The organism is Nocardia sp. MDA0666 (assembly GCF_003023875.1).
Taxonomy (GTDB): domain Bacteria; phylum Actinomycetota; class Actinomycetes; order Mycobacteriales; family Mycobacteriaceae; genus Nocardia; species Nocardia aobensis.
Window position 1 is genome coordinate 99,594 of sequence record NZ_PYHT01000014.1, and the last position, 24,077, is coordinate 123,670.

At 66.9% G+C, this 24,077-nt stretch carries 28 protein-coding genes, 1 tRNA gene and 1 pseudogene; 13 read left to right on the plus strand and 17 right to left on the minus strand.

The annotated features are described in order from the left end of the window. Nucleotides 1-24: 24 nt before the first annotated feature. Nucleotides 25-411, plus strand: coding sequence for a lipocalin-like domain-containing protein (locus tag C8258_RS20215; RefSeq protein WP_084507105.1), 387 nt, complete (start codon nt 25-27; stop codon nt 409-411). Here C8258_RS20215 and C8258_RS20220 read toward each other — a convergent pair whose 3' ends face one another. Then, on the minus strand, nt 412-918 hold the full coding sequence (locus tag C8258_RS20220; protein WP_199195778.1) for a biotin/lipoyl-containing protein: 507 nt from the start codon (nt 916-918) through the stop codon (nt 412-414). 15 nt (nt 919-933) lie between these two features. After that, the gene (locus C8258_RS20225; protein WP_036511325.1) at nt 934-1,716 is read right to left on the minus strand and encodes an SDR family NAD(P)-dependent oxidoreductase; all 783 of its coding nucleotides are present in this window, start codon (nt 1,714-1,716) and stop codon (nt 934-936) included. Nucleotides 1,717-1,902: 186 nt separating this feature from the next. Here C8258_RS20225 and C8258_RS20230 point away from each other — a divergent pair, with 186 nt between their 5' ends. The 4 genes from C8258_RS20230 to C8258_RS20245 all read left to right on the plus strand — a co-directional run bounded on the left by C8258_RS20230 (nt 1,903) and on the right by C8258_RS20245 (nt 4,844). Beyond that, complete coding sequence (locus C8258_RS20230) at nt 1,903-2,322, plus strand: nuclear transport factor 2 family protein (protein WP_036511328.1); 420 nt, start codon at nt 1,903-1,905, stop codon at nt 2,320-2,322. 32 nt (nt 2,323-2,354) lie between these two features. Beyond that, a complete protein-coding gene (locus C8258_RS20235) occupies nt 2,355-2,966 on the plus strand; it encodes a malonic semialdehyde reductase (protein WP_106956543.1) in 612 nt (203 codons plus the stop codon). Between the two features lie 147 nt (nt 2,967-3,113). After that, on the plus strand, nt 3,114-3,878 hold the full coding sequence (locus C8258_RS20240; protein ID WP_106956544.1) for a sigma 54 modulation/S30EA ribosomal C-terminal domain-containing protein: 765 nt from the start codon (nt 3,114-3,116) through the stop codon (nt 3,876-3,878). Between the two features lie 9 nt (nt 3,879-3,887). Further along, nucleotides 3,888-4,844 (plus strand): acyl-ACP desaturase, encoded by a 957-nt coding sequence (locus C8258_RS20245; protein WP_106956545.1) that lies wholly within the window; start codon nt 3,888-3,890, stop codon nt 4,842-4,844. A gap of 1 nt (nt 4,845) precedes the next feature. Here C8258_RS20245 and C8258_RS20250 read toward each other — a convergent pair whose 3' ends face one another. The 3 genes from C8258_RS20250 to C8258_RS20260 form a co-directional block, all read right to left on the minus strand. Further along, nucleotides 4,846-5,523 (minus strand): PAS and ANTAR domain-containing protein, encoded by a 678-nt coding sequence (locus C8258_RS20250; RefSeq protein ID WP_106956608.1) that lies wholly within the window; start codon nt 5,521-5,523, stop codon nt 4,846-4,848. A gap of 101 nt (nt 5,524-5,624) precedes the next feature. Next, nucleotides 5,625-6,059 carry a hypothetical protein gene (locus C8258_RS20255; RefSeq protein WP_106956546.1) on the minus strand — a complete coding sequence of 145 codons (435 nt, stop codon included), beginning with the start codon at nt 6,057-6,059 and terminating at the stop codon, nt 5,625-5,627. 267 nt (nt 6,060-6,326) lie between these two features. Next, nucleotides 6,327-6,692 (minus strand): STAS domain-containing protein, encoded by a 366-nt coding sequence (locus C8258_RS20260; protein ID WP_158271287.1) that lies wholly within the window; start codon nt 6,690-6,692, stop codon nt 6,327-6,329. Nucleotides 6,693-6,946: 254 nt separating this feature from the next. Here C8258_RS20260 and C8258_RS20265 point away from each other — a divergent pair, with 254 nt between their 5' ends. Beyond that, a complete protein-coding gene (locus C8258_RS20265) occupies nt 6,947-8,326 on the plus strand; it encodes an AarF/ABC1/UbiB kinase family protein (RefSeq protein WP_106956548.1) in 1,380 nt (459 codons plus the stop codon). Here the strand turns inward: C8258_RS20265 and C8258_RS20270 are convergent. Next, the gene (locus C8258_RS20270; RefSeq protein ID WP_146161285.1) at nt 8,307-8,645 is read right to left on the minus strand and encodes a hypothetical protein; all 339 of its coding nucleotides are present in this window, start codon (nt 8,643-8,645) and stop codon (nt 8,307-8,309) included. The genes C8258_RS20265 and C8258_RS20270 overlap by 20 nt on opposite strands. Before the next feature lie 238 nt (nt 8,646-8,883). After that, on the minus strand, nt 8,884-10,101 hold the full coding sequence (locus tag C8258_RS20275) for a triacylglycerol lipase (RefSeq protein ID WP_036511346.1): 1,218 nt from the start codon (nt 10,099-10,101) through the stop codon (nt 8,884-8,886). Between the two features lie 605 nt (nt 10,102-10,706). Between C8258_RS20275 and C8258_RS20280 the strand changes: the two genes are divergently transcribed. Beyond that, nucleotides 10,707-11,978 carry a CdaR family transcriptional regulator gene (locus tag C8258_RS20280; RefSeq protein WP_233225218.1) on the plus strand — a complete coding sequence of 424 codons (1,272 nt, stop codon included), beginning with the start codon at nt 10,707-10,709 and terminating at the stop codon, nt 11,976-11,978. 113 nt (nt 11,979-12,091) lie between these two features. Here the strand turns inward: C8258_RS20280 and C8258_RS20285 are convergent, their stop codons facing one another. Further along, nucleotides 12,092-13,027, minus strand: a complete 936-nt coding sequence (locus tag C8258_RS20285) for a glycosyltransferase family 39 protein (protein WP_106956551.1) — start codon at nt 13,025-13,027, stop codon at nt 12,092-12,094. 272 nt (nt 13,028-13,299) lie between these two features. Here C8258_RS20285 and C8258_RS20290 point away from each other — a divergent pair, with 272 nt between their 5' ends. Further along, nucleotides 13,300-13,524, plus strand: a complete 225-nt coding sequence (locus C8258_RS20290) for an isochorismatase family protein (protein ID WP_106956552.1) — start codon at nt 13,300-13,302, stop codon at nt 13,522-13,524. Nucleotides 13,525-13,557: 33 nt separating this feature from the next. Here the strand turns inward: C8258_RS20290 and C8258_RS20295 are convergent, their stop codons facing one another. Then, nucleotides 13,558-14,163 (minus strand): TetR/AcrR family transcriptional regulator, encoded by a 606-nt coding sequence (locus tag C8258_RS20295; protein ID WP_106956553.1) that lies wholly within the window; start codon nt 14,161-14,163, stop codon nt 13,558-13,560. A 105-nt stretch (nt 14,164-14,268) separates the two neighbouring features. On the opposite strand from C8258_RS20295, the gene C8258_RS20300 reads away from it, so the two are divergent. Both C8258_RS20300 and C8258_RS20305 read left to right on the plus strand, forming a co-directional pair. Further along, nucleotides 14,269-14,916, plus strand: a complete 648-nt coding sequence (locus tag C8258_RS20300) for an FMN-dependent NADH-azoreductase (protein ID WP_106956554.1) — start codon at nt 14,269-14,271, stop codon at nt 14,914-14,916. Nucleotide 14,917: 1 nt separating this feature from the next. Beyond that, the gene (locus C8258_RS20305; protein WP_106956555.1) at nt 14,918-15,238 is read left to right on the plus strand and encodes a multidrug efflux SMR transporter; all 321 of its coding nucleotides are present in this window, start codon (nt 14,918-14,920) and stop codon (nt 15,236-15,238) included. Between the two features lie 142 nt (nt 15,239-15,380). Here the strand turns inward: C8258_RS20305 and C8258_RS20310 are convergent, their stop codons facing one another. Beyond that, complete coding sequence (locus tag C8258_RS20310) at nt 15,381-15,818, minus strand: low affinity iron permease family protein (RefSeq protein ID WP_369974781.1); 438 nt, start codon at nt 15,816-15,818, stop codon at nt 15,381-15,383. Nucleotides 15,819-16,251: 433 nt separating this feature from the next. Beyond that, nucleotides 16,252-16,938 (minus strand): hypothetical protein, encoded by a 687-nt coding sequence (locus C8258_RS20315; protein ID WP_146161286.1) that lies wholly within the window; start codon nt 16,936-16,938, stop codon nt 16,252-16,254. 383 nt (nt 16,939-17,321) lie between these two features. Here C8258_RS20315 and C8258_RS20320 point away from each other — a divergent pair, with 383 nt between their 5' ends. Then, nucleotides 17,322-18,713, plus strand: coding sequence for an MFS transporter (locus C8258_RS20320; RefSeq protein WP_106956557.1), 1,392 nt, complete (start codon nt 17,322-17,324; stop codon nt 18,711-18,713). Between the two features lie 90 nt (nt 18,714-18,803). Here C8258_RS20320 and C8258_RS20325 read toward each other — a convergent pair whose 3' ends face one another. The 3 genes from C8258_RS20325 to C8258_RS20335 form a co-directional block, all read right to left on the minus strand. Then, nucleotides 18,804-19,040 (minus strand): hypothetical protein, encoded by a 237-nt coding sequence (locus C8258_RS20325; RefSeq protein WP_106956558.1) that lies wholly within the window; start codon nt 19,038-19,040, stop codon nt 18,804-18,806. A 118-nt stretch (nt 19,041-19,158) separates the two neighbouring features. Next, complete coding sequence (locus C8258_RS20330) at nt 19,159-19,590, minus strand: pyridoxamine 5'-phosphate oxidase family protein (RefSeq protein ID WP_106956559.1); 432 nt, start codon at nt 19,588-19,590, stop codon at nt 19,159-19,161. A gap of 28 nt (nt 19,591-19,618) precedes the next feature. Then, nucleotides 19,619-20,518 carry an alpha/beta fold hydrolase gene (locus C8258_RS20335; protein ID WP_106956560.1) on the minus strand — a complete coding sequence of 300 codons (900 nt, stop codon included), beginning with the start codon at nt 20,516-20,518 and terminating at the stop codon, nt 19,619-19,621. Nucleotides 20,519-20,864: 346 nt separating this feature from the next. On the opposite strand from C8258_RS20335, the pseudogene C8258_RS33515 reads away from it, so the two are divergent. Then, nucleotides 20,865-20,930, plus strand: a pseudogene (locus C8258_RS33515) (TetR family transcriptional regulator); the annotation flags it as partial. 233 nt (nt 20,931-21,163) lie between these two features. Here the strand turns inward: C8258_RS33515 and C8258_RS33300 are convergent. Both C8258_RS33300 and C8258_RS20350 read right to left on the minus strand, forming a co-directional pair. Further along, a complete protein-coding gene (locus C8258_RS33300; RefSeq protein WP_233225219.1) occupies nt 21,164-22,471 on the minus strand; it encodes a cytochrome P450 in 1,308 nt (435 codons plus the stop codon). A gap of 449 nt (nt 22,472-22,920) precedes the next feature. Then, nucleotides 22,921-23,190: a hypothetical protein gene (locus C8258_RS20350; protein ID WP_106956561.1), complete on the minus strand. Its 270-nt coding sequence runs from the start codon at nt 23,188-23,190 to the stop codon at nt 22,921-22,923. A gap of 146 nt (nt 23,191-23,336) precedes the next feature. Between C8258_RS20350 and C8258_RS32345 the strand changes: the two genes are divergently transcribed. Next, nucleotides 23,337-23,714 (plus strand): hypothetical protein, encoded by a 378-nt coding sequence (locus C8258_RS32345; RefSeq protein ID WP_146161287.1) that lies wholly within the window; start codon nt 23,337-23,339, stop codon nt 23,712-23,714. Here the strand turns inward: C8258_RS32345 and C8258_RS20355 are convergent. Next, nucleotides 23,706-23,779: transfer RNA gene (locus C8258_RS20355), tRNA-Pro, on the minus strand. The two genes, C8258_RS32345 and C8258_RS20355, sit on opposite strands and share 9 nt — an antisense overlap. Nucleotides 23,780-24,077: the final 298 nt, after the last annotated feature.

Below are 24,077 nucleotides of genomic sequence, written 5' to 3' on the forward strand. Positions count from 1 at the left end.
GCGACGGCACGCATCGTGAGGCCCATGACTGCGACTGATCTCGTCGGCACCTGGGAACTGGTGTCCTACTACGACATCGACGACGCGGACGTGCGCAGCGAAGGGCCGCTCGGCCCGGCGCCGCGCGGTCTGCTGATCTACACCGCACAGGGCTCGGTCTCGGTGAGCATGATGCGCACCGGCGACACCACCGCGGCGCCCCCGTTCATGGGCTACGCCGGAACCTGGCGCACGGCGGGAATGGCGGTGGTGCACGCCATCAGCGTGTGCTCGAATCCGGCCTGGGCCGGCACCGAGCAGGTACGGCAGATGTCCCTCGACGGCGACGTGCTGACGCTCATCGGTGCCGCGCAGGTGGACGGGCGGACCCAGCGCCGCATTCTCACCTGGCGCAGGTCCGCCCGCCCGTGATCACTCCGGCGAGTACGAGAACAGAGGTTCGTCGAATTGCACCGAATCACCGTCCTGTTTGAGGATCGCGGTGACGACCCCGCCCGCCTCGGCCGTCACCGGGATCATCAGCTTCATCGCCTCGACGATGCCGACCTGACGCCCCGGCGACACCCGGTCGCCGACCGCCACGAAGGGCTCGGCACCGGGCTGCGGGCTCCGATAGAACACGCCCACACTGGGTGCGCGGATCGCCGGATCGGTCACCGGCACCTCGGTCGCGGCGTCGGTTGCGGGTGCCGGTGCGGGTGCGGCGCCGGCACTCACGGCCGCCTCCCCCGGGCCCTGCGGCCACTGCGCCTCCACGGTCACCTCGCCGACCTGGATCCGCAGGCCGCTGGGCTGTGCGGGGAAGCCTGCCAGCAGCCGCAGCGCGCCCGACTGGATGGCGTCGAGTATCTGCAGGTAGTCGTGCTGGGCGGCATCGAGTTCCGGTGTGGGCGTGGCGTTTTCGTCCATTGTCGTCATGACGGCGCTCCGCGGTCAGTAGTTGCCCAGGCCGCCACAGACATTCAATGCCTGTGCGGTCACGGCGGCGGCGGCCGGCGAGATCAGGTAGTCGACCATCGCGGCCACCTCGTCGACCTGGACGTAGCGGCCGATCGGCACCCGGGCGCTCACGCGCGCGTGCACCTCGTCGGTATCGACACCCCACAGACCCGAATACACTTCCCGAACCCGTTCGGCCATCGGCGTTTCCACGAATCCGGGGCAGACCGCGTTGACCGTGATCCCGGTCTTGGCCAGCTCCAGCCCCAGTGCCTTGGTGAAGCCAACGACCCCGTGCTTGGAGGCCGAATACGGCGCGCCGTGGAGCACACCCTGCTTACCGCCGGTCGAGGCGATGTTGACGATCCGGCCGCTGCCGCGTTCGAGCATGCCTCCGGCGGTGAGCGCGGCCTTGGTGGCGTAGAAGACGCTGTGCAGGTTCGTCTCGATCACGTCGAGCCACAACTGGTCCTCGATCTGCGCGGTCACGCCGCCGCCGCTGCGACCGGCATTGTTGACCAGGATGTCGACCGGGCCGAACCGCCGGACCCCGGCGTCGACATACTCCCGGATCTGCGCGGCGTCGCGAACGTCGCAGCCCACCCCGTCCACCGCGAACCCGTCGTCCTGCAACTGCTTGGCCGTATCGGCCACCCGCTGCTCGTCGCGGGCACAGATGAACACCGCAACACCCTGTGCCGCCAGGTTTTTCGTGATCTGCAAGCCCATTCCGCTGGTCGCTCCGCTGACCAGCGCCACACGCTGACTGTCCGCCATATCTCCTCCATCGGTGCTGGATCCGGTTACGCCGGCCCGTCCGGCCACCAGCGTCGCGAAAGGCCCTATAAGACCGGTCAAACCGGCGCGGGCTCGACCGAATCTCGAGCGCCGTCGGCGACCGTGGAGCGCGATCGAGGTCCGCCCGGAACACCGGCGGCCACACCGTCTTCCGAGGAGCCGTCCATGACCACTGTCGCCAGCCGTGCCGAGCTGTACGCCGAGGTCCAGCAGTTCTACGCCGATCAGATGCAGCGCCTGGACAACCGCGATATCACCGGTTACGCCGAAACCTTCACCGAAGACGCGGAATTCGAGCACACGCCGGGCCGCCCGCCCGCGCGCACCCGCGCCGGGATCGTGTCGGATCTGGTGGAGTTCCACAAGCGCTTCGACAGCGATCCGATGCAGCGCCGGCACTGGTTCAACATGATCAACCTCTCCCCGCGCGACGACGGCAGCATCGGCGCCACGATGTACTGCCTGGTGGTCAAGATCCGGCCCGGCGCGGCGCCGGAGATCGCGCCGAGCTGTGTGGTGCACGACGTGCTCGTCCGCGTCGACGGTGAACTGCGCACCCTTTCCCGCCGAGTCACCCACGACTGAACGAAACCTTCACCCCTACAAGGAGTTACGCTGTGAGCACCGCTCAGCCCACCACGCACCTGCCCCTCGCGGCCGAAGCCCAGGACCTGCTGTTCCGCACGGCTCGCACCGCCAACACCTTCACCGACGAGCCGGTGAGCGACGAGCAGATCCGCGAGATCTACGAGCTGGTCAAATACGCGCCGACCGCGATGAATCAGCAGCCGCTGCGGATCGTGCTGGTTCGCGGCGCCGAAGCCCGCGCCGCGCTGGTCGAGCATATGCTCGACAACAACAAGCCCAAGACCGAAAAGGCGCCATTGACCGCGATTCTGGCCGCCGACCTCAATTTCCACGATCACCTGCCCAAGGTCTTCCCGCACGCCCCCGACGCCAAGGACTACTTCGCCGACGACGACTACCGGGCCGAATCGGCGCGGTTCAACGCACTGATCCAGATCGGCTACTTCATCCTCGGCATCCGCGCCGCGGGCTTGGCCGCCGGCCCGATGAACGGGTTCGACGCCGCCGGTGTCGACAAGGAATTCTTCCCCGAGGGCACGCACAGCGCGCTGGTCGTGGTCAACATCGGCAAGCCGGGCCCCGACGCCTGGTATCCGCGCTCCCCGCGGCTGGAATACGACGAGGTCGTCACAACCGTCTGACCTCCGCCCGCCCGAAGCCCGATCGGAATGTCCGATCGGGCATTTCGTGCGTCATCGAAGGGACTTTCGCCTCTTGGGCGCCGCCCCGCGCCTCGGCACAGTTGTCGTGCGTCGAAACGGGTCGGGTGAGCGAGAGAGGTCGAGCGGGTGGTGCGGGATTCTCAGGGATGGTCGTCGACAGCGTTCCCGGACATCGTCATCTTCCCCCGCGGGCCGGTACCCGCACTCGAGGCCGAACGCGTGGTCGGCGCGGTGGGCCGGCTGCTGGCGCGCCACTGCGTCACCGGCGGCGCCCGGGTGCGGATCACCGCCGCCGCCGGCGATACCGAACCTCTTCTGGTGCAGGTGAATCTCGCCCGGCACGATCGCCCGGTCCGGATGCAGGTGCGCACCCGCGGGCCCAACGAGGTGCTGTCGGTGGTGGTCCGGCTGGAACGCCAACTCACCGGCGGAACCGTCCGGGACTGGCCGGATCCGGCACGACCGGCGCTGGCGGACGCCGCCGTCGGAAAGATCGTGCGCCGCAAGGTATTCGCGCTCGACACCCTCCGCCCGAAGTCGGCCGCGGCGGTGATGGACGCGCTCGACTTCGACGTTCACCTGTTCGTCGACGCCGAAACCGGTGAGGATGCCGTCGTCTACCGGGCCGGTCCGTCGGGGCTGCGGCTGGCGCGCCGGTCGCGGATGCATCCCCCGTCCGATACCGGCGGCCGGATCTTCACGGTGCACTCGCGCCCCACCCCGATCCTCACCGAATCCGGCGCGGTGGAGCGGCTGTGCGAGCACGGCCTGCCGTTCCTGTTCTACCTCGACGCCTTCACCGGGCGCGGACATCTGCTGTATCGCCGCTACGACGCGGACCTTACCCTCGTCACACCCTGTGCCGAGGTCGAATTCGACACGGAAAGGTAGATCACCAGCGTGGCACGAGAGTTGACGCAACGGGAAATTCTCACCGAACTCGAACCGGTCGCCGCCACGGCGCTGAACCGGCATCTGTCGATGGTCAAGGAGTGGCATCCGCACGACTACGTCCCCTGGGACGCCGGGCGCAACTTCGCGATGCTCGGCGGAACCGATTGGGAGCCCGGGCAATCCACGCTCAGCGAGGTGGCGAAGGCGGCGCTGGTGACCAATCTGCTCACCGAGGACAACCTGCCCTCCTACCACCGCGAGATCGCCGAGAACTTCTCGCAGGACGGCGCCTGGGGGACGTGGGTGGGCCGCTGGACCGCCGAGGAGAACCGCCACTCCGTCGTGCTGCGCGACTATCTCGTGGTCACCCGCGGCGTCGACCCGGTCGCGCTCGAGAACACCCGCATGACCCATATGACCAACGGCTTCACCCCGGGGGTGGCCCGGCTCCTCGACGGCGAGGCGGGTTTCCTGTATTCGGTTGCGTACGTGAGCTTTCAGGAACTCGCCACCCGCGTCAGCCACCGCAACACCGCCAAGGTATGCGACGATCCGATCGCCGACCGCATGCTGCAGCGCGTCGCACTCGACGAGAACCTGCACATGATCTTCTACCGCACCCTGTGCGCGGCCGCGTTGGATCTCGTTCCCGATCAGGCGATGACGGCCATCGACCTCATCGTCGAGAACTTCAGGATGCCCGGCGCCGGAATGCCCGACTTCCGCCGCAATGGCGTGCTGATGGCCAAACACGGCGTCTACGATCTGCGCCAGCACTACGAGGACGTGCTCGAACCGGTGATCCGGCGATGGAACATTTTCGGCCGCACCGACTTCGGGCGCCGCGGCGAACAGGCCCGGGAACGACTGGGCGCCTTCCTGGAGGATATGGAACTGGTGCAGATCCCCCGCTTCGAGGAACACCGCGACCGGGCCTTGGCCCGCGAGCGCGCCCGCGCCTGATTCAGCGGGGACGGCCCGGTATGCGGGTGTGGACGGTCAGCAGCAGATGGTCGAAGGCGGTGAGCGTCTGCGGCGGCGCGTCCGGAAGGGTCGGCAGTTCGGCGATCAGCTGGGCGGCCAAATCGCGGAGTTTGGTGTTGGTCTCCTGGGAGCGCCAGGACAGGATTTTGAACGCCTGCTCGGCACTGACCCGATACATCCGCATCAGCACACCCTTGGCCTGTTCGATCACCGCGCGATGCTCGATCACGTCGGGCAGGGCCGCCGACAGCGTCTCGCGTTCGCTCTCGGCGAGGGTCTCGGTCAGGTCGATGTAGAAGCCGGCGGTGCCGGTGACGGCACCGGCCTCGTCGTAGAGACGGTCGGCGACCACCATCACGTTGTGCACAGTGCCCGCGGTGTCGATGAACCGATGCCGGCTGGAGAACGATTCCCCCAAGTCGGCCGCGCGGGCGATGCGCGCGGCCACATCGTCGCGGTCGTCGGGGTGTTTGTGCGACAGCAGCAGTTCGGTGGTCGGCACCACACTGCCGGGGGTGTAGCCGTGCATCCGGTACACCTCTTCCGACCACTCCCAGCGTCGCGTCGCGAACCAGAACCGGAAGGATCCGACCCGCGGCACGCCGCTCGGCTCAGCCGGTGCCGTCTCCCCTGCCGGGTGACCGTGTTCGTTGTCCATGCCGTTGCGCCGCACGAAACGATTATGGCCGGTGGAGACCGTGCGGGTAGCGGAGTCCGGGACGGCAGTGCCGAAAACCGCGCGTCGTTTCGCGGCGCGGCTCACATGAAGGGCCACAGGTCCGCGTCGCGGTGACTGCTCCGCGCCAAGCGGGGGTCGTCGGCGGGGCGCAGCCACCGTACCGGCACCCGGATCGGTTCGATCGAGGGCAGGCACGCCACGTGGCCGGTGCGGTCCACGAGCGACCCCACGACGCGATATCCCTGTTTCGGGGCCAGGCCCAGAGCTGCGGCCTGGTCGTCGGTGAGCGTGACCTCGGTATGCGAGCGTTCGATGAGTCGCAGTCCCTCGACCGTCACCGGGCAGGTGTCGTAGTCGACGTTGGAGGCCGTGAGCCGGAAACGCGCACCCGTCAACAGGCTCGCCACCCACATCGAGGTCCCCAGTCGCTCGCGATCGGGATAGCGGGCGGCCGGCAGTCGATGCGGGACCAGCACTACATAGGTATGCCCGATCTCCACGTCACGGGCGCGCATGGCATCCAGAGTCGTCCTCCCGGCGGACCCGCGCAACGTTGCCGGTACAAGGTCGCCACGCGTGGGTCACGTCACAGGTCGGGACGGAAATAGCGCGCCGGGTATCGCGGTTGAACCCCGAGTCGGCGTCCGAACAGCCCCGGGCCGCACCCTTCAGTCGCTACGAGCGACCACTCGCCGAGAGGCGCTTGTGGGACGTCGACCAGATACGGACGCCGCCGGGAATGCCACCCGGCGGCGTTCTGCTGTCGGCCCACCGGTGTCAGATCACCGAGCGACCACACCTGCGCTGGGCAGATCGTCGTACACCGAGACCATCCGATCCAGACCGGTGACCTGGATGACGCGTTTGGCCGCACCCGATGCGACCACGCGCAACCGGCGGGGAGTCACCGTGGTCGCCGCCGCGTGCAGCACACTCAGCCCGGCCGATCCCAAAAAACCCACCCCGGACAGATCGATCACCGGCGCGGCCTGATCGGCGTCCTCGAATGCCTCGCTCATCCGGTCCAGCACACTCTGCAGTTGGTCGGCCGTCATCGCGTCGACATCGCCGTGCGCCGATATGACGAGCGCGCCGCCGGTCCGGTCGACCTCGACGCTCAAGCCGCTGTCATCCACCAAGACACTCATCTCCTCGTCACCGCCGTACATCACACTCGTATACAACCCCCCTCACGCGAGCCCAAACCTCTTTTTTCGCAGCGCTCGTCCGCGGTCTGTGTGCTGTTCCGACTTCGGCGCCGGATTTTCGTGATATTCACGCGAGTGGAGCCGGACGGCCGAACACTCGCGGGTGGGCCGGTAGCTTGGCCTCGCCTCGCCCCCGCACTCGGTCCGGCGCGGTGAGCGGCACGCGCCAGGTCCGAAGCGATGGAGGTCGAGCAGTGAGCAATCGGGTCCCCCACGGCCGCATCTCGCGCGGCAGCAAGATGGGCCGGCTCGCCGCGGGGCAGGCGCTGCGCGGGGTCGGCACGCGGCTGTCGATGATGGGCCGCACCGAAGAGGCGCGCCGGCGCTTGAGTGAACGCTCGGCGATGCAGGCCGCCCAGCAACTGGTCACCGTGCTCGGCGGCATGAAGGGCGCCGCGATGAAGCTCGGGCAGATGCTGTCGGTGCTCGACCTCGATCTGCTGCCGGAAGAACAACGCGAGATGTTCCGCACCAAACTCGCGCAACTGCGCGATCAGGCGCCGGCGTTCCCGTTCTCCGCCATGCGCACGGTGATCGAGAACGACCTCGGCCCGATGGCGCGCATCTTCGCCGACTTCGACGAGACCCCGATCGCCGCAGCCTCCATCGGACAGGTCTACCGCGCCCGGCTGCGCGACGGACGAGCGGTCGCGGTCAAGGTCAAATATCCCGGTGTCGACCGCGCGGTCGAAGCCGATATGCGCAATCTGATGTTGATCAGCCGCCTCTGGAAGGCGGTCCTGCCCAGCGCCGCCGACGAAGAGGTGCTCGCCGAGATCGCCCGCAACATCGGCAGCGAACTCGACTATCCGCGCGAGGCCCGCACCCAGCACCACGTGGCGACCCGCTACCGCGGCCATCCCTATATCAGCGTGCCCGACAGCATCGAATCCTGCTGCGGCCCTAACGTTCTGGTCACCGAACTGGTCGACGGCGAGCCGTTCGGGCACATGCGCGCCCTGCCCGACGCCGACCGCACCCGCCTCGGGGAGCTGATCTACCGCTTCTACATCACCTCTCTGTTCACCGACCACGAGTTCTGCGGCGACCCGCATCCGGGCAACATCATGCTCGCCTCCGACGGGCGGCTCGCCTTCGTCGACTTCGGGCTCTACACCGCGATGAGTCCCGCCGACGTCGAACTCGAACGCGACATCATTTGCGCCGCAGGCGAATACCGCGCCGAGGACATCTACCACGCCTGGGTGGCACAGGGCATCGTCGATCCCGAGGCCGGAGTCACACCCGACGAATGCCTCGGCTACATCTGGGCCGCGACCGGCTGGCATCTGATCGACGAGGACATCACCGTCACACCCGAATTGGCCACCAGCGCAGTGGTACTCGCCGTCGACCCCCGCGCCGCGGAATTCAGCGGCATGCGCCACCAGCGCCTGCCACCCGAGCACGTGTTCTCCCGCCGCGCCGACCTATTCACCTACGCCGTCCTCGGACAACTGCACACCACCAACAACTGGCACCGCCTCGCCCGCGAATGGCTCTACCACGAACCCCCGGCCACCGACATCGGCGCCGACATCGCACGCTGGCGGCTCACGGCACGATCGTCGTGATCGGTACCGCGCCGGGATAGCCCCGGTCACGGGCATACCAGCACAGGAAGCCGTCGCTGTCGGCCGACAGGTCGGTCACCCACCAGCGTTCCATCCCGTCACACAGATCCATATAGGTGCAGCAGTCGCGCAACTCCGCGAACGAACCGCGTTGCCGCGCCGCGCAGACGAGTGCGGCGACGATCCTCCTGGCCGGCGGATGCCCGTAGACGACCCAGCCGTATCCGTCCTCGAGCGGTTGCAGCCGGACACCGTGGAAATGGCGGCCGAACAACCGGCCGACCGTGGGATCGATGGCGTAGCAGTGCAAGTCGCGCATGGGTACCTCCGGATTCGTCGTCGACACCGAACGCCTCGGACGCGCGGTGGCGGGCATCGAGAGCCGAGATGCCCACCGGGTGGTGGTCGATCCACCCGGTGGGCACGGCCGCCGCGCTGGGACGGCTGCGATGGGGAGTGTCGGTAACACCCACCGCGGTCCCGCGGCGGAGGATGCCCGCCGGTGCGCCGGGAGGTCCACGACTCCTCCCGCACACCGGCGAGCAAGCATCACGGGGTCAGAGCTTGCCGCCGCCACCCACCAGCCACGGGTTGAAGCTGCAGGTCAGCGCCGGGGTCTGAGCCGGATCGAGGGCATGGAGAATGATCGAGAGCACCCGCGGCGAATACATCATCGTCAGGTGATCCGACACGTCCTGCTCACATCCGTCCTGCAGGGTGATGTTGTCCACCGTCGCACCCGGGCCGGGCTTCAGGAACGTCAGATCGTAGGGGTTGGTGATCTCGTCGTAGCGACTGCCGACCACCGTGTAGTCGACCCCCGGCATCGTGTCCCCGCCGGCGTTGAGCTGGTTCACGAAATCCGAGCCGATCGTCTGCTGAATGCCCGCGTGGCCGACGAAGATCTCCACCAGGCCCAGCACGTCGATGCCGAGGTTGTTGATCATCCGTCCCAGTGCGCCGATGCCGTCCAGTGAGGTGCCGTGGTTGGTGGCGCCGAAGGTCATCATGTGATGCACCTTCGCCGCACCACCGTCGAACTTCAGATACCACCGCGACATCGCGCCACCCTGGGAATGGCCGACCAGATTCACCTTCTGCGACCCGGTCGCCGCCAGCACACGATCGACGAACTGCGCCAACTGTTTCGACGAGTCCTGGATGTACCCGGTGCCGTTCGTCCCCGGCAGCACCGACCCCAGGCCGCCGCCCTGGATCAGGTTCGACTTGCCGTAGTTGAAGGTGAACACGCAGTAGCCGGCGTCGTGAATCGGCTGGCTGATGTAGGAGAAGTTGTCGTAGGCGTTCTCCCACGTGCCGTGCACCAGCACCACCGGCTCCGGATGCGCCGCGGTCGGCTTGCAATTCCAGTCATTGGTCCCCGGCGGCGCGACATCCGGATTCAGCAGCCCGTACCCGAAGGCGGCCAGGAACGAACTCTGCGCCGGACCGTAACCCACTGTGTCACTGGAGGTTCCACCCGAGGATCCCGAACTCGAACCCGAACCGCCATAGCAGTCACCGGACCCGTTGCCCGAACCGGCGCCGCTGCCCGAGGTGCAGGCCGAACCGGTGCCGGAGCTTCCGGAATCGGCGATCGCATGCGCGGAGGGATTTTTCAGCCCGTGCGTGATCATCTCCGCGAGCTGCTGCTCCTGCTGCTGATCGCCGACGGGATCGGCGCCGGCGCCGACGCCGGTGAGCCCTACCGTGAGTGCGGCGGCCGCCGCGACAATGGCCGCACTCGTACAACTGCGGCGAAGACTTTTTTTCATGGTGTTCCTGACATCGTCGAATTCGCTGCCCGGAAAGTCGCCGATCGACGTTTCCGGAATTCGCGAGCAAACGCTACGGAGACGATCGAGCGCGCGGCGACCGTTGCGACGATGTCTTCACGGGTTCACGAAACAATTCCGGGGGCGCCATGACTCCACACAGTCGGTTCTTTCACTGTGCGGATATCGCGGGATGACCGGACGGACAATTCATCGCTTACGTGCGCGACACGCATTGTCGCCAGCGCCGTTACGCCCGTTGAGTCGCAATCGGACGCGGGATTCGGCCGCGCTTCGGACGGACGGCTCCCGGCGCGGCACCCGGCTTCGGAGCGGCACGGGCCCGCGTCGCCGACCACCGGCTCGCGAGCGTCCATCGCACCGCATGCAAAAGTGAGCGGTCGGACAGTTATACGCGTTCACCGCTCTGGATACTGCGTCCAGTGCAGCTGTTTACGCAGCTCAGATCAGTAACAGATACCAGCAGAACAGTCTGCTAATCCGAGTAGAAGGTGAGCCAGGACTCGCATTATCTTCGAATTCCGGACGGCGGCAGCATGCCGGCGGCCGGACACCACCCCGCAGCCGTGACGAGGAGGTCACCTGTGACGATCCGATCAGCGCCGCGAGCCCCGATCGCGCACACCCCGAGCCCCGGGGCCCTGACCGCCGGCGACGCCGACCGCCTGGCCGAGCTCCTCCTGTCGCATCTGCGCACGAAAATCCCTCCCTTCACCGCACTGCCGCGCCCCCTGCTCGACGGCGACGTGAAAGCCATGATCCGCGTGTGCATGCGGTGGGCGAGCGAGCGCGGAACCGCGGCCGGCACCGCCGATCCCGCGGCGTTCCTGCAGGTCGCGGCCGCTCGATGGGCTCGCGCCGACCTGCCGATCGAGAAGGTGCTGCACGCGATGCATGTCGGCTTCGGCGAAGCCCTCGAGGTCGTCGTCGCGCGCTCGGGCGAGCCGAGTTGCGGCCGCCTCATCGCGTGGGCGAGCGCCGCGGTGGAGCTGTCGGACCTGTGCACCGGCGCCATCAGCAGGGCGTACGTGCGCGAACTGAAAGCCACCTCCGGCGACCACCACACCGCCGTCCACACCCTCACCTCGGCGCTGCTCGCCGGGCAGGCGAGCTCGAAAGTGGCTCGGGAATGCGGCATTCCGATCGCCGACGAGTACTACGTGCTCGCCGTCCACGTGGGCGCACATCCCGACGAGAACCGTCCCGGTCTCGATCGGCACGTGGTTGCCGGGCGCAAGCTGCGCCGCATCCAATCGGCGCTGACCCGCCAATTCCAGGACCGCGGACTGGCGATGCTGTCGGTCGACGGCGGAACGATCCTGCTGCCCGCCGACGTCTGCGGCGAGCCCGAACTCGACCACGCCGTCGAGGTGGTGGCCGACTACGCCGCGGCTCCGGTCACCGCGGTCATGACCCGATGCGCCACCGACGCCGTCCCCGCGGCCGCCCGACGAACTCACGAACTTCTCGACACCACCGAATCGATCGGAATCGGCCCCGGATTACACAAATTCGACGACCTCGCGCTGCAATACCAATTGACCCGCCCGGGAATCGGACGCCGGATATTGGAAACGCGTATCGCGCCGCTCGACGATCACCCCGAACTTCTGCGGACGCTGCACATCTTCTTCCACACCGATATGAATCGCCGGCGTACCGCACGGCAATTGAATATCCACCCGAATACCATCGATTACCGGCTCCGGCGCATCGGGCAATTGACCGGCTTCGACCCTTCCCGAAGCCAAGGTCTGTGGTATCTGCGCTCCGCACTCATCGCTCGCGGCGGCACCTCGTCGACGGCCACATCGCCGTTCCCGGATCGGGCGGGACAGTCACGCCGCTCCGCCTGAGCCGCGACGCGCGGCTCAGGCGCCGTGGTCGATGCGAAGCGTCATCAGTTCGGGCCATATCTGCGACCAGGGACGAATCGGGTTGGCACACAACGACAACCGGATGCCGTAGTTCACCCCTTGGAATCCGCTCGGATCGTCGAGACGAGCCACCGGGACAACGGTCGTGAAGCGAGCCGGCAACTCCCGCTGCAGATCGGCACCGCCGACGTACAGCACCAGACTGCCCAGATCCCGATCAGCAGCGCAATCCCGCCCGGCCCCGTGGTCAGCACGAGTTCACGCACCGCGGAGGCGAATCGCCCGTCGACCATCGTCGTCTGCTCCCCCTCGATCGCCGCCCCCATGGCGAGCTGCGGCCAGCCGTGCCGCGCCTGCCACACCAGCGCCGGCACCATGGACACCGCCACGATCGCAACGCCGATCCAGAGAGCGGGCCGACGCAACACCTGCCGCGGTCCCCACGCGAGCACCCCCAGCCCGAGCAACGCCCAGACCGCCAGGATCAGCCATTTGACCTGGAAATCGACAGCGGAAGCGAGCGCGGCCGCGATCAGCAACGCATCCCGGCGCGTGCGCACCCACCGGATCACCAGCCAGCAGACGAGCGTCGTCAGCGCGGCGTCATAGGCGAAGGTGCTCAGCGCGGCCGACTGCTGCACCGCGAACGGCGTGCACGTATAATCGAGCGCCGCCGTCACCTGCGTGGCCCGTCCTCCACCCAGTTCCCGGGCGATCACCGCGGCGAGCAGAACCGTCGCAACCGTCAACACCACCACCGGCAGTCGCAACACCACCGCCGAGCCGGGAGCCACCAGATCCGACAGATAAGCCTGCAACGGCACCAACGGTCCCTGATCGGCATAACTCCACGCCGGCCGCCGTCCCGCCGGCACCATGTACAACTCGTCGCCCCACAACGGATACCGCCCCAATCGCGCGGTCAACAGCACGAGCAGGCCGCCGGCGAGGATGGTCAGTTCACGTAATGCGAACGGGGGCAGGTTTTCCGAGGTGCGGGAACCGGCGGCATCAATGGCGGCGCTCACGGGCGACCCTCCGACAGTGCAGACACGACGGGCTCACATTCGCCGCCCTGTGAAGTAAATCCTATGGCAGACAATGTCTTTCGACGCAGCGACTACGGCTCGTCACAAAGCCCCCCGTTGCCGTTCGTGACGACTTCCGAAGTCCCCCAACACACGTCGGTCACCCGCCGGACCTGTGGCCGCCGGTCGTCATGCTCGGATGAGTCGCACCGACGACGGCTTCGTCCTCGGGCCGGTCCTGGAACCGCAACAGGCCTAACGGAGGCGGCAGCTTGGGACCGCTGGCCGGGGTGCTCCGCGACAGCGGGGTCGGCCCGGTGACCGTCGTCGGTATCGCCACCGATGTGTGCGTGGCGGCAACGGCGCGCGATGCGGTACGCCTCGGCTACGAGGCGACGGTACTCGTCCGAGCCGGTGCGTTCGTACACGCTCATCCCGAGGGCGACCGGGCAGCACTGGCCGAGTTGCGAGATGCCGGGATCACCGTCATCGAGTGAGCTTCGGGCAGTGAATTCGCCCTCCACACCGACCTACGGCACCCGCACCTCCAGGATGCCGTGCGCGAGTTTCGCCAGCCCCGCGGCGATCTGCTCGGAGCCGAGCCCGCGCTCACGCTGATGGCGGTACACCTCGGCAGCGAGCGGTGCGAGCAGCGCGTCCACGAGTGAATCAGGTTCGGCCACACCGGCTTCGGTGAGCAGCGCGCGTACGTGCAGCGCCCAGAATTGATAGGCCCCGGTGCGGAACCGCGCGCCGCCGGTCTCCGCGCCGAGGACCAGATGGGCGTGGGTGTCCAGCAATTCGACCATCGCAGCGTAGAACGCGGCCAGCCGTGCACCGGGGGGTGCGCCCGGCCCGAGCGGCGGTTCGCCGCGCAGCAGCTGCTCCTGCAGTGCCCGCTCATGCTCGTCGAGCAGGGCGACGGCAATGGATCTCACGTCCGGATAGCGCCGATACAGCGTCCCCCGCCCGACCCCGGCAGCCTTGGCGATGTCGTCCATGGTGACCGTGCGCGGGTCGCGCCCGGCGAACAGCGCCGCTGCGGCGGCCAGCACCTTGGCCCGATTACGAGCGGCGTCGGCGCGCTCGGCGGGCGCGGACGGGTCGTTGAGCAGTGGGAGGCCGGAGCTGTCCATGCAGCTCACTGTAGCCCCGAGAATTCAACTGGACAATCTGTCCAGTTGGGTTCTAGCATCGACACAGTAAACGGACATGCTGTCCATTTGATCGGAGACTCGACAATGACCACCCTGCTGCACCTCGACGCCAGCGCCCGCCGCACCTCGATCAGCCGCGAACTGAGCGCCGCCTTCGCCGCCGCCTGGCGTGCCGAACACCCCGACGCCACCTACACCCACCGCGACCTGGCCGCCGATCCGATCCCGTTCATCGACGAGGGCTGGACCGAACTGTGCGACCGCGTGCTGGCCCACGGCGCCACCGACCTCGACCGCCTGGGCGAGCTGGTCGATTCCCCCGCCCAGCAGCGGGCCTGGGAGATCGTCGAGCCGCTGCTGGCCGAACTCCGAGCCGCCGATGTCGTGCTGATCGGCACGCCGATGTACAACTACTCGATCCCGGCCAGCCTCAAGGCATGGCTGGACCAGATCACCTTCCCGCGAATGTCGCTGGCCCCCACCCGATTCGTGGTCGTCACCGCGCGCGGCGGCGCGTACTCGCCGGGCACGCCGAAGGCGATCTACGACTATCAGGAGCGCTATCTGCGCGACTTCTTCGCCGGCCATTTCGCCGTCGAGGACACAGTTTTCGTCAATTCCGAACTGGTGAACTCGCGCCAGGACCCGGCTCTTGCCCACCTACGCGACAAGCACGACGCCTCCTACGCCGCCGCGCTCGTCACCGCCCGCACCCTGGGCAAGGAGTACTGAAATGAACTGGCTCGTCCTGAGTTTGGCAGGCGTGGTGGAGATCGCGTGGTCCCAGTCCATCAAGCCGACCCAGAATTTCACCAAGCCGCTGCCCACCCTGCTGTGCTTCGTGCTCGCGGCGATCGCGGTGTACCTGCTGTCCCACGCCATGCAGTCACTGCCGGTGGGCACCGCGTACGCCATCTTCACCGGCATCGGCGCGGCCGGCGCGATCGTGCTCGGCATCGTCGTACAGAAGGACCCGGTGAGCGCGGGCCGGATGCTGGCACTGTCCATGATCATCGGCGGCATCATCCTGGCTCGGATCACCAATCCCGAGTGAGCGAACAGGCTGCGGCCGAGGAGGTTCCGCGCTGTCGTGGTGGCCGGAACGGATCGGCCGCGCGATGGACCACACCGGATCGGCCGGTATGCACCGTGCCCGTACCGAAAAGGTCAGGCGGGCTCCGGCCGCTGCTCCAGGGCTATTCCGACGCCGAGACGTGGTGTTCGAGGCCGACCGCGGCGGTCAGTTCGGCGCGGTGGCGGCACAGTCGGGGATGTTCGTCGCCGAGTTCGCCCATCAGATCCGCCAGCGCGTCGGCGACGGCATTGAGTTTGTGCTGCACCGCCGCGTTCGCGCGGGCCTGCGTATTCTGCAGCAGCGCAACCAGAATGAAGGTGATGATCGTGGTCACGGTGTTGATCACCAGCTGCCAGGAATCCAGGCTCGGCAACCACACGAAACTGGGCACCCACACCACCACCAGCAGCACGCAGAAGGCGAAGAACGTCGCCCGCGAAGCCACCCCGCACACGACGGTGGCAAAACGATCGAAGCCCGATAAACGGCCCACGACCTGCGACGGTCTCTTCGCTGTCGGCGGCGCCACTCTCGGAGTGCGCCCGTCGTCGATTGTCACTGTCGATCCTTTCATCGCCACGAGCCCCGCCATCGCCGACGCCACGGCCGGCACAAGGGGAAGGGCAGGTGGTGGTGTCCTCACTCTGAAACGTCGGATTCGGCGTCGGCGGCGAGGACACAACCTGCGAGGCGCCGGCACCCGCCACTGGCCGCCCTGTACGCACGCATACCCGCCCGACGCGGACGCAACCGACCAACCCGCTCACGAGCACAGATGTGCCTCGGAACAAAGTTGCGGCGAGCCGGGACGATCTCGTCGCCGATATTTCTCTGCGACCGAGGACGAGCGCTACCGCGCCGCTGTTGCCACCTGGCTGCGGCCGCAGGAGTCTGCCACCGCGCCCGGCCGGCGGTCAGTGTCCGCGTCGGCCGATCTTCCGCGACGAGCGCCTCGACCTCGGCGAGCGAGGCCATCGACGCATCCCGCGCAGCTATCCGAGGATGATCCTGAGTCCGATGGCGGCTGCGACAACGGCGGCGACGATGAGGATTGCCGCGACGACCCGCGATGTCATCGGCAGTGCTGCCTGCAGGTGGGCGAGCACGCGATGTCCGGCCTCGGTGGGACAGAGCAAGAGCGCGATGACGAGTGCGATGACGGGCGCAACCGCGATCACGACGAAGACCGTGGACAGTCTCAGGCGCGAGGCAAGGGTCTCGTCGGCCATGACGGCAACGGCCCCGTAGAACGGTGCCGAGGTCAGCGACTGGGCCGTCCAGATGATCAGACCGAGCGCGACGGCCGCGACCGGGTGCAGATCGCGATGCACCGGCAGCGACATCGGTGGGCGGAGAAATCCGTGCACCGACATACCGATGACCAGCAGCGCGATTACCACCACGATCACGGCAACGGCCGCCGGAGACAGCGAGCCGAGGGCTCGGTGCACAAGCTGCAGGATCACCGTGAACGAGAACACCAGGGTCAGCGCCAGCCCGCAGATCCCACCGATCATGAACGACACGGCAGTCCTCGCATACGTCCACCGCGAAGCGCTCGATATCCACACAAAGGAGACCGCAAGCAACGCAAGGATATTCGCGGAGTCCACCACCGCCAGCGGAACGATCGAGAACAACGAATCCATAGCCCCCTGATTGTGCAGCAGCACGCCCACAACCGACTGCATGACCCCACCCGGATCACTCGACCACACCCGAGGCGGGTACCTTGTATCCAAAGGTGTACTCCGACATCGTGATCTGACTGCACCCGTCGACCGGCCCCGACCGCCGGGACGCCGACTACCTACCCAGTCCGATCGGCCGGGTCCGCGTTCAGGTCGCCTCGTACGAGAGGACCGGCGGCTGCGAAGGCGGCACCCTGGACGGCTGACCTGTGATCATCTCGACCCCCAGCGGAGCCAGAACGGACCACCTCCGCAAGAATCCCCTCATGCGAATCAAGAACGGCGACACCTACAGGTCGTGCATGCCGCGTGAGCCGGACTGGGACAATTGGCCCGCGCGCCTCTCGGGTATGAATTGAAGGAACTACCGTATGACCGAACTCCGGACCGACTCCGTCCCGGGCAATCGGCGATCACAAGTGGTGGTCGCGAGTTTGATCGGCACGTCGATCGAGTTCTACGACTTCTACATCTACGGCACAGCAGCGGTGCTCGTGTTCCCGAAGTTGTTCTTTCCACACGAAAGTCCGACCGCGGCACAGTTGTCGTCGTTCGTCACCTTCGCGCTCGCATTCTTCGCGCGCCCGATCGGTTCGGTCGTGTTCGGACACTTCGGCGACCGGATCGGACGTAAACGCACACTGGTCTCCTCGTTGCTGATCATGGGCACCGCGACCGTGCTGATCGGATGCCTGCCGACCTACGCCGTCGCCGGACTGTGGGCGCCCGTGCTGCTGGCGGTGCTGCGCTTCGTGCAGGGTGTCGGACTCGGTGGTGAATGGAGCGGCGCCACGTTGCTGGCCACCGAGAACGCACCGGCAGGTAGGCGGGGGCTGTTCGGGAGCCTGCCACAACTGGGCGCACCCATCGGGTTCTTCCTCGCGAACGGGGTGTTCCTGCTGCTCACCGCGATCATGCCCGCGCACTCCGACGGCACGGGCACGATCGCCTTCGACAACGTCGGCTGGCGAATCCCGTTCCTGCTCAGCGCGATCCTGGTCGTCGTCGGCCTCTACGTACGGTTGCAGATCGTGGAAAGCCGAGTATTCACCGATGTCGCGGCCGCCGACAATATCGCGCGGGTGCCCGCCGCCCGGCTCGTACGCACCCACTGGCGCCATCTCGTCCTCGGCACCCTGCTGTGCGTGTCGACGTACGTGCTGTTCTATCTCATGACCACGTTCACCCTCACCTACGGCACCGCGGCCGCGCACCCGGCCTCGGACGCGAAGGCAGGCCTGGGGTTCAGCCGCACCGGATTCCTGACAATTCTGCTGATCGGCGTGGTGTTCTTCGCCCTGTTCACCACCGTGGCCGGTCTCCTGGTCGACCGGATCGGCCGACGGCGGACACTGCTGGCGACCCTCGCCGCGGTCACGGTGTTCGGGTTGTTGTTCCAGCCGTGGTTCACCGTCCCGGGATCGGTTTCGCTCAGTGTCTCGTTCGTCATCGTGGGCCTGGCCCTGATGGGTCTGAGCTACGGGCCGATGGGATCGCTACTGCCGGAACTGTTTCCCGCCGACGTCCGGTACACCGGGTCCGCGGTCGTCTACAACCTCGCGGGCGTACTCGGCGCCTCACTGGCGCCGATCATCGCGGTCGCGTTATGGCGGCCCGACGGCAACATCGCCACAGTCGGCCTGTATCTGTCGGCGGCCGGTCTGCTGTCACTGATCGCATTGCTGGGCGTCCGCGAGACCCGCGACATCGACTACGCCGCTCAAACTCCGCCTTCCGAGCATCCGCCGGTGCCCGTCGGCTGACGAACCCGCTCGCCGTCGGACACCACGACAGCGCCGGTCGACCGGCCGTTCGCCGCAATTCGATCAGCATTGTCAGCGCCCCCGCGCGCGTCAATCGACAGGGCCTCGGGCAATCAAGACAGTCCTGAGCACGTGCTCAACCGCCGACTCGAACACCGCTCCCCGCAACTCATCTCGTGCGGCGAGGTTACGGGTCGCGAGGTCGAGCCTCTGGTCAGCTGTCAGGCGGCGTACCACAGCGGCGGCAACATCTTCCAGATCGAAGTCGCCGTTCCTGCTGTCCAACCTGGTCAGGGCGAACTCGACGACGATCTCCTCATCGGTCATACTTCGCCTCCACCGTCTGCTCGCGCGGCCACCGACCGCCTGACTCAACTCTACGGCGTTCGTCGATCGGCTCACCTTCCGATCGGTCACGGCCCGGCGCGAGGTGTTCGAATTGCTGTCAGAGATCACCCGAGTAGTCCTGGCTGATCCAGCGGTCGGGGCGGATGGTGAACAGTACGGAGTCGTTGCCGTCCATCCGGTCCGCGAAGGCGCGGCCCTCCTCCGGACCGAGATAGCGGCTGGCGATACTCACCCGCGCGTCCCGGGGTGAGGGGGTAACGGCCTCGACGACCGTGCCCTCGACGATGACGTACTGATAGGGCAACTCTTCGCGCTGCACCGTCAGTGTCACCACGCCGGCTTCCCGCACCAGCCTGGCCTTGCGGCGTGCCGCGCCGGTGTTGATGCGAATATCGCCGCCCGGGGTGTAGTCGTACCAGATCGGTGCGGCCGCGGGCGGACGCCCGTCGGTAGCCGCGACCGACAGCACTCCGATGTGCTTGCCCGCCAGGAACTCTTGACGCTCGGCTTCCGAGAAAGGTTTCGGCATAAGACGTCGAACGGAGCGGGCCGCGCCATTATTCCGGTCGATCGCGCGAATCCCACTGGGCGAGGACGGTCCGCAAGGTCGCCACCAGGGAAAGCGGTTGATCCATCATCGGGTGATGACCGGCCTCGGCCAATTCGACCACCGTCGCGGGTCGCCCGAACATGCGCGCGATCTCCAGCGCCCGCTCCCGGGTCACCAACCCGCGTTCGCATCGGATGTAGAGCACGGAGGCGTCCACAGCCCGCAGCGAGCCCAGCGGTGGGATACGCCCGTCTTCGAGGCGCTTGCGCAACATCTCGGGATCGAACTTCCAGCCCCACCCGGCACCGGTGTCTCGCACCGATTCCTCCGCCACGTGCCGCGCGACGTAAGGAAGGAGAACCTCCTGGTCCGGGACGGTTCGAAACCGGCCACAGATCTCATCCCGCGTCGGGTACGTCTTCGGCCGGCGGAGCAACTGCGCGACGATGGACTCTGCCGCCGGCTCCTGAAACGGAGAATCGATGACGACCAGGCCCGCGAGCGATTCCCGATGCCGAGCAGCCGCCACGGCGCTCACTCGCCCACCCATGCTGTGCCCGACGACATACGGCCGTCCGGCTATCCCGCCGGCCGCGGCAGCGGCCATCACCTCGTCCGCCCAGCCCTCGATCGGATATCGGGATCGCACAGCGCTGTCACCGTGACCGGACAAATCCAGCGCCACCACACGATGCGTACCCGCCAACAGCGGAGCGATGTGGTCCCACCAGCCCGAATGCGCCGATCCGCCGTGCACCAGCACCACACCGGCCGTCCCCGCCCTGCCCCAGCACCGCAGATGAACAACACCGCCCGCGACGTCGACCTCGCGATGTTCGGGCAGTGCCGCAATGGCCCGCCTAAACCATCCTGGTGCCGCAACACCCGCCTCCGCCGTCACTACCATCGCCGCCTCCTTCGCCCGGGCCCTCCTCGGACCATATCGGCGGGTGTACGTGGCGGTGGCGCCAGCGGTGGTGCAACAAGGGTTTGCTCGATCCCGAGCACCATATCCCGCCATGTCCGAGACGGATCGGCGCTGACGTGCGAAAGCTGCGGGAGCGATCCCGAGCCGCAGAAAGAGCACACTCCGACAGTTCGCCCCGCAACTAGACTTCTCTGTGCAGTGGAACGAGCCGGTCCAGACTCAATAGCGTCTGGGCGATATCGATGAACGCCGGTGGTTCACCAGGGGAATACGACCGGTGTACTCGGCCGAGCGCGACCCAGCTCGGCGATATGACATCCGGTCGGTGCGCGCAGCCGGTCTGCCCCGCACTGCGCTCTACCACCACTTCGGCGACAAGAAGGGCCTGTTCGAGGCAGTCATCGAAGTCCTGGAACCCCAAGCGGCCCAACCTATTCGAGTGGCGATGAACGCTTCCGCCGACCCGGTCGAGCGCGTCGAACGTGCGATGGACACCTTCCTCGACATCTGCACCGAACCCGTGCCCGTCGCTCTCCTGGCTCCTTCACTCGTGAGTGGTACATCGTTGGGGCCGAGCCCGAATGGGTTTGCCGCGATGTACCACTCGTCGTGTCGATGGCCGGGTCAGGCCATGACGGAGACGCGGTCCGTGTCGGTAATGGGCCCGGTGCGAGAATCTGTGCGTGCGGCCAGCCGGACCGGCAGGCTGGTCAAGCCGCGAATCAACAGGCTCTTTCGCCACGTCAGATCGCTGAATTCGCCGTCGAGCGACAGCTCCGGGAAAGTGGCCAGCAGCCTCGAGATCGCGGTCGTGGCCTCCATGCGTGCCAGGGCGGCACCGAGACAGTGATGGATGCCGTGCCCGAAGGCGATGTGCCGGCTCCCGGGTCGTTCGAGGTCGATGCGGTCCGGCTCGGCGAACCGGGCGGGGTCGCGGTTGGCGGCGGCGAGCGAGATGAGGATGAATTGGTCCGCGTCGATGTCTCTATCACCCAACGTGATCGGAGCGGTGGTGTAGCGAGCCGTGGCCAAATGCAGCGACCCCTGGCAGCGGAGGATCTCCTCGACGTAGGCGGGTATGGCTTCGGGGTCTGCCCGCAACCGCTCGGCCATTGCGGGCTCGCGGAGTAGCTCGAGTACTGAGTTGCCGATCAGATTGACCGTGGTCTCATGCCCCGCTATCAGCAGCAAGAGCAGCATGGCGATGAGCTCCTGCTGGTCCAGCCGGTCTTCGTGGTCTTTCGCGACGATCAGTTGGGAGAGTAGGTCGTCACGAGGATCCTCGGTGCGTTCGGCGATCAACTTGGTCAGGTAGGTGAAGTATTCGACCCCGGCGGCGGCGCGCTCCTCGTTCGTGGCCGTGTCGCTGACGACGACGGCGGTCCACGAGCGGAAGTCTGCCTTGTCGTCGTCGGGCACCCCGAGCAGCTCGCAGATCACCGCGATCGGCAGCCGGAACGCGTAGCTGTCGATGAGGTCGACAGTCGTTCGCGCGCTGATCTCGTCGAGCAGGCTGTCGGCGATCGAGGTGATTCTCGGTTGCAGATCGCGGATGGCGGGACCCGCGAACGCCTTCGCCACGAGGCGGCGCAGACGCGTGTGCTGTGGTGGATCGGCGAACAGCATGTTGTCGCTGATGGCGGTGTTGAACATCTCGGCCGCACCGTTTTTGGCCAGCACGGCCTGTCCTTCGGGCGACCCGATGCGCTTGCTGATGGTCGGTTCCGCGAAGGCTTGCTTGGCCACGTCGTGATCGACGATCAACCAGCCGACCGCACCGTCCAATCGAATGCGATGGAGGGGACCGCGCTCGCGCAGCGCCCGATAGGTCGCATGCGGATCCTGGTAGAACTCGTCTGTCAGTTCGAGGATCTCCATCTCGGCTGTCACCGGCCACCACCGGCCGACGAAACCATGGCCGAGCTCGAACATAGGTGATGCACTGTCCCTCAGTCCTTTCGACGAACATTCTGACTTGCGGCCGATGCGGTCCGGAGCGAGTAATCGATCAGGGGTGCATCGGTGAGAGGTCGAGCAGTTTCGATCGGGTGAAACAGGGAGGCCCCGGCCACGGATTAGCCATGGCTACCGTCCAGTAAACCTCCGAGTGCCCGAGTGGCTTCCGCGTGAACATCGCATCGACATGCGCTGCTCGCACGCCAGGGCTGTTCGGAAGTCGTTGAAGCGGAGTCTTATTCGGAGCCAGAGAGCGAAACCGATGGTAGCTCAGCGTCATCGGCGAACGCCTCCTAGCCGCTACCTTCGATCAGCACGGTGTGATCACGGATTCGTGGCGAAACATCACGACGCACGCAGTCCTCGGCGTTCAACACTGCAGACGCCGGTGGTACGCGGGCGTCGGCGAATTCGGCGGCGATAGTTCAGCCGGACAGCATGCTTCGCTCGGCCGAGCTCTCGAGCGTCGCGACCGCTTCCTCGGTCGGGCGGCGGGGGATGTCGCCCGCGCTGGACAGGTCGTTGTTCAGGCCGACGGCCTGGCCGGCGGCAAGATTCATGTGGCCGGCCACCGAATTCTCGGTGGTGGCGGCATCGCGGAGCGGGATGGTGATCATGCGCTGCACCGGGTAGGGCTGCATCTCGTTCTCGTGGCCGTCCCAGACGTCGGTGAACCGGTTGCGCAGCTGACGCACGTGCAGCCGTCAAAACGGGGGTGCGCAGGGTCGAGGGGGCGACCTCGGTGCACGGCTGGCGCAGGATGCTGCTACCGGAGCATTCGATGCATGCCTGCCGGGAGGCGATGAAGGACCTCGAGGTAACCGGTTAGCCACCCCACGCGGTGCTGTTTCCGGCACGCAACGGCTCGCTGCGCAATCTGAACAACTTCGGGCGGGTGTGGCGGGCCGCACGGGGTGAGAAGTACGTCTGGGTGACGCCACGGACGTTCCGCCGGGTGGTCGCCACGGTGGTCGACAACGCCTACGGTGACCCCGAGCGGGCCGCGCGACAGCTCGGCAACACCGAGGCGGTGGCCAAAGCCCACTACATCGACATCCCCGAGACCTTCCCCGACAACCGGAGGTCCTCGAGCGGTGGGCGCGCGGGGACGGCTCGAAAACGTGAGATTTCTGTGAGATCGGCTCGAATTCCGGACATAACCGCACTCACGAAAATCCCCTCCGACCCTGGTCGGAGGGGATTTTCTCGGTCGGGCTGACAGGATTTGAACCTGCGACCACTTGACCCCCAGTCAAGTGCGCTACCAAGCTGCGCCACAGCCCGTGGCTCCCGCTTGCGGGTGCTCGAAGAGATTACCTCACTACCCCCTTGTTGGACCAAATCGGCTGCGTGCGGCAATCTCGTCCCGGAGGCGCAGGCGGAGCGAGAGTCCGTGACGCGGCTCGTCTGACCAACGGCTGCCAGGGCGGACGGCGACCATGAGTCGGCGACAATGGGAGCGCCTTCGCCGCTCCGCCGGCACAACGACGAGCCGAATCAATCTGCGGTCCTTTCGAACTCGTCCTATGGCAGTTTTGAAGTTCGTTCCATCAGCGGCGCGGACTCTGTCGTGGGCTACTGG

What these genes read in the sequence shown, in the direction of transcription:
- C8258_RS20215 (WP_084507105.1), top strand. Translation starts at nt 25, where the DNA reads ATGACTGCGACTGATCTCGTCGGCACCTGGGAACTGGTGTCCTACTAC.
- C8258_RS20220 (WP_199195778.1), bottom strand. Translation starts at nt 918, where the DNA reads ATGACGACAATGGACGAAAACGCCACGCCCACACCGGAACTCGATGCC.
- C8258_RS20225 (WP_036511325.1), bottom strand. Translation starts at nt 1,716, where the DNA reads ATGGCGGACAGTCAGCGTGTGGCGCTGGTCAGCGGAGCGACCAGCGGA.
- C8258_RS20230 (WP_036511328.1), top strand. Translation starts at nt 1,903, where the DNA reads ATGACCACTGTCGCCAGCCGTGCCGAGCTGTACGCCGAGGTCCAGCAG.
- C8258_RS20250 (WP_106956608.1), bottom strand. Translation starts at nt 5,523, where the DNA reads ATGGACAACGAACACGGTCACCCGGCAGGGGAGACGGCACCGGCTGAG.
- C8258_RS20255 (WP_106956546.1), bottom strand. Translation starts at nt 6,059, where the DNA reads ATGCGCGCCCGTGACGTGGAGATCGGGCATACCTATGTAGTGCTGGTC.
- C8258_RS20260 (WP_158271287.1), bottom strand. Translation starts at nt 6,692, where the DNA reads ATGAGTGTCTTGGTGGATGACAGCGGCTTGAGCGTCGAGGTCGACCGG.
- C8258_RS20270 (WP_146161285.1), bottom strand. Translation starts at nt 8,645, where the DNA reads ATGCGCGACTTGCACTGCTACGCCATCGATCCCACGGTCGGCCGGTTG.
- C8258_RS20275 (WP_036511346.1), bottom strand. Translation starts at nt 10,101, where the DNA reads ATGAAAAAAAGTCTTCGCCGCAGTTGTACGAGTGCGGCCATTGTCGCG.
- C8258_RS20295 (WP_106956553.1), bottom strand. Translation starts at nt 14,163, where the DNA reads ATGGACAGCTCCGGCCTCCCACTGCTCAACGACCCGTCCGCGCCCGCC.
- C8258_RS20300 (WP_106956554.1), top strand. Translation starts at nt 14,269, where the DNA reads ATGACCACCCTGCTGCACCTCGACGCCAGCGCCCGCCGCACCTCGATC.
- C8258_RS20305 (WP_106956555.1), top strand. Translation starts at nt 14,918, where the DNA reads ATGAACTGGCTCGTCCTGAGTTTGGCAGGCGTGGTGGAGATCGCGTGG.
- C8258_RS20320 (WP_106956557.1), top strand. Translation starts at nt 17,322, where the DNA reads ATGACCGAACTCCGGACCGACTCCGTCCCGGGCAATCGGCGATCACAA.
- C8258_RS20325 (WP_106956558.1), bottom strand. Translation starts at nt 19,040, where the DNA reads ATGACCGATGAGGAGATCGTCGTCGAGTTCGCCCTGACCAGGTTGGAC.
- C8258_RS20330 (WP_106956559.1), bottom strand. Translation starts at nt 19,590, where the DNA reads ATGCCGAAACCTTTCTCGGAAGCCGAGCGTCAAGAGTTCCTGGCGGGC.
- C8258_RS20335 (WP_106956560.1), bottom strand. Translation starts at nt 20,518, where the DNA reads ATGGTAGTGACGGCGGAGGCGGGTGTTGCGGCACCAGGATGGTTTAGG.
- C8258_RS33300 (WP_233225219.1), bottom strand. Translation starts at nt 22,471, where the DNA reads ATGTTCGAGCTCGGCCATGGTTTCGTCGGCCGGTGGTGGCCGGTGACA.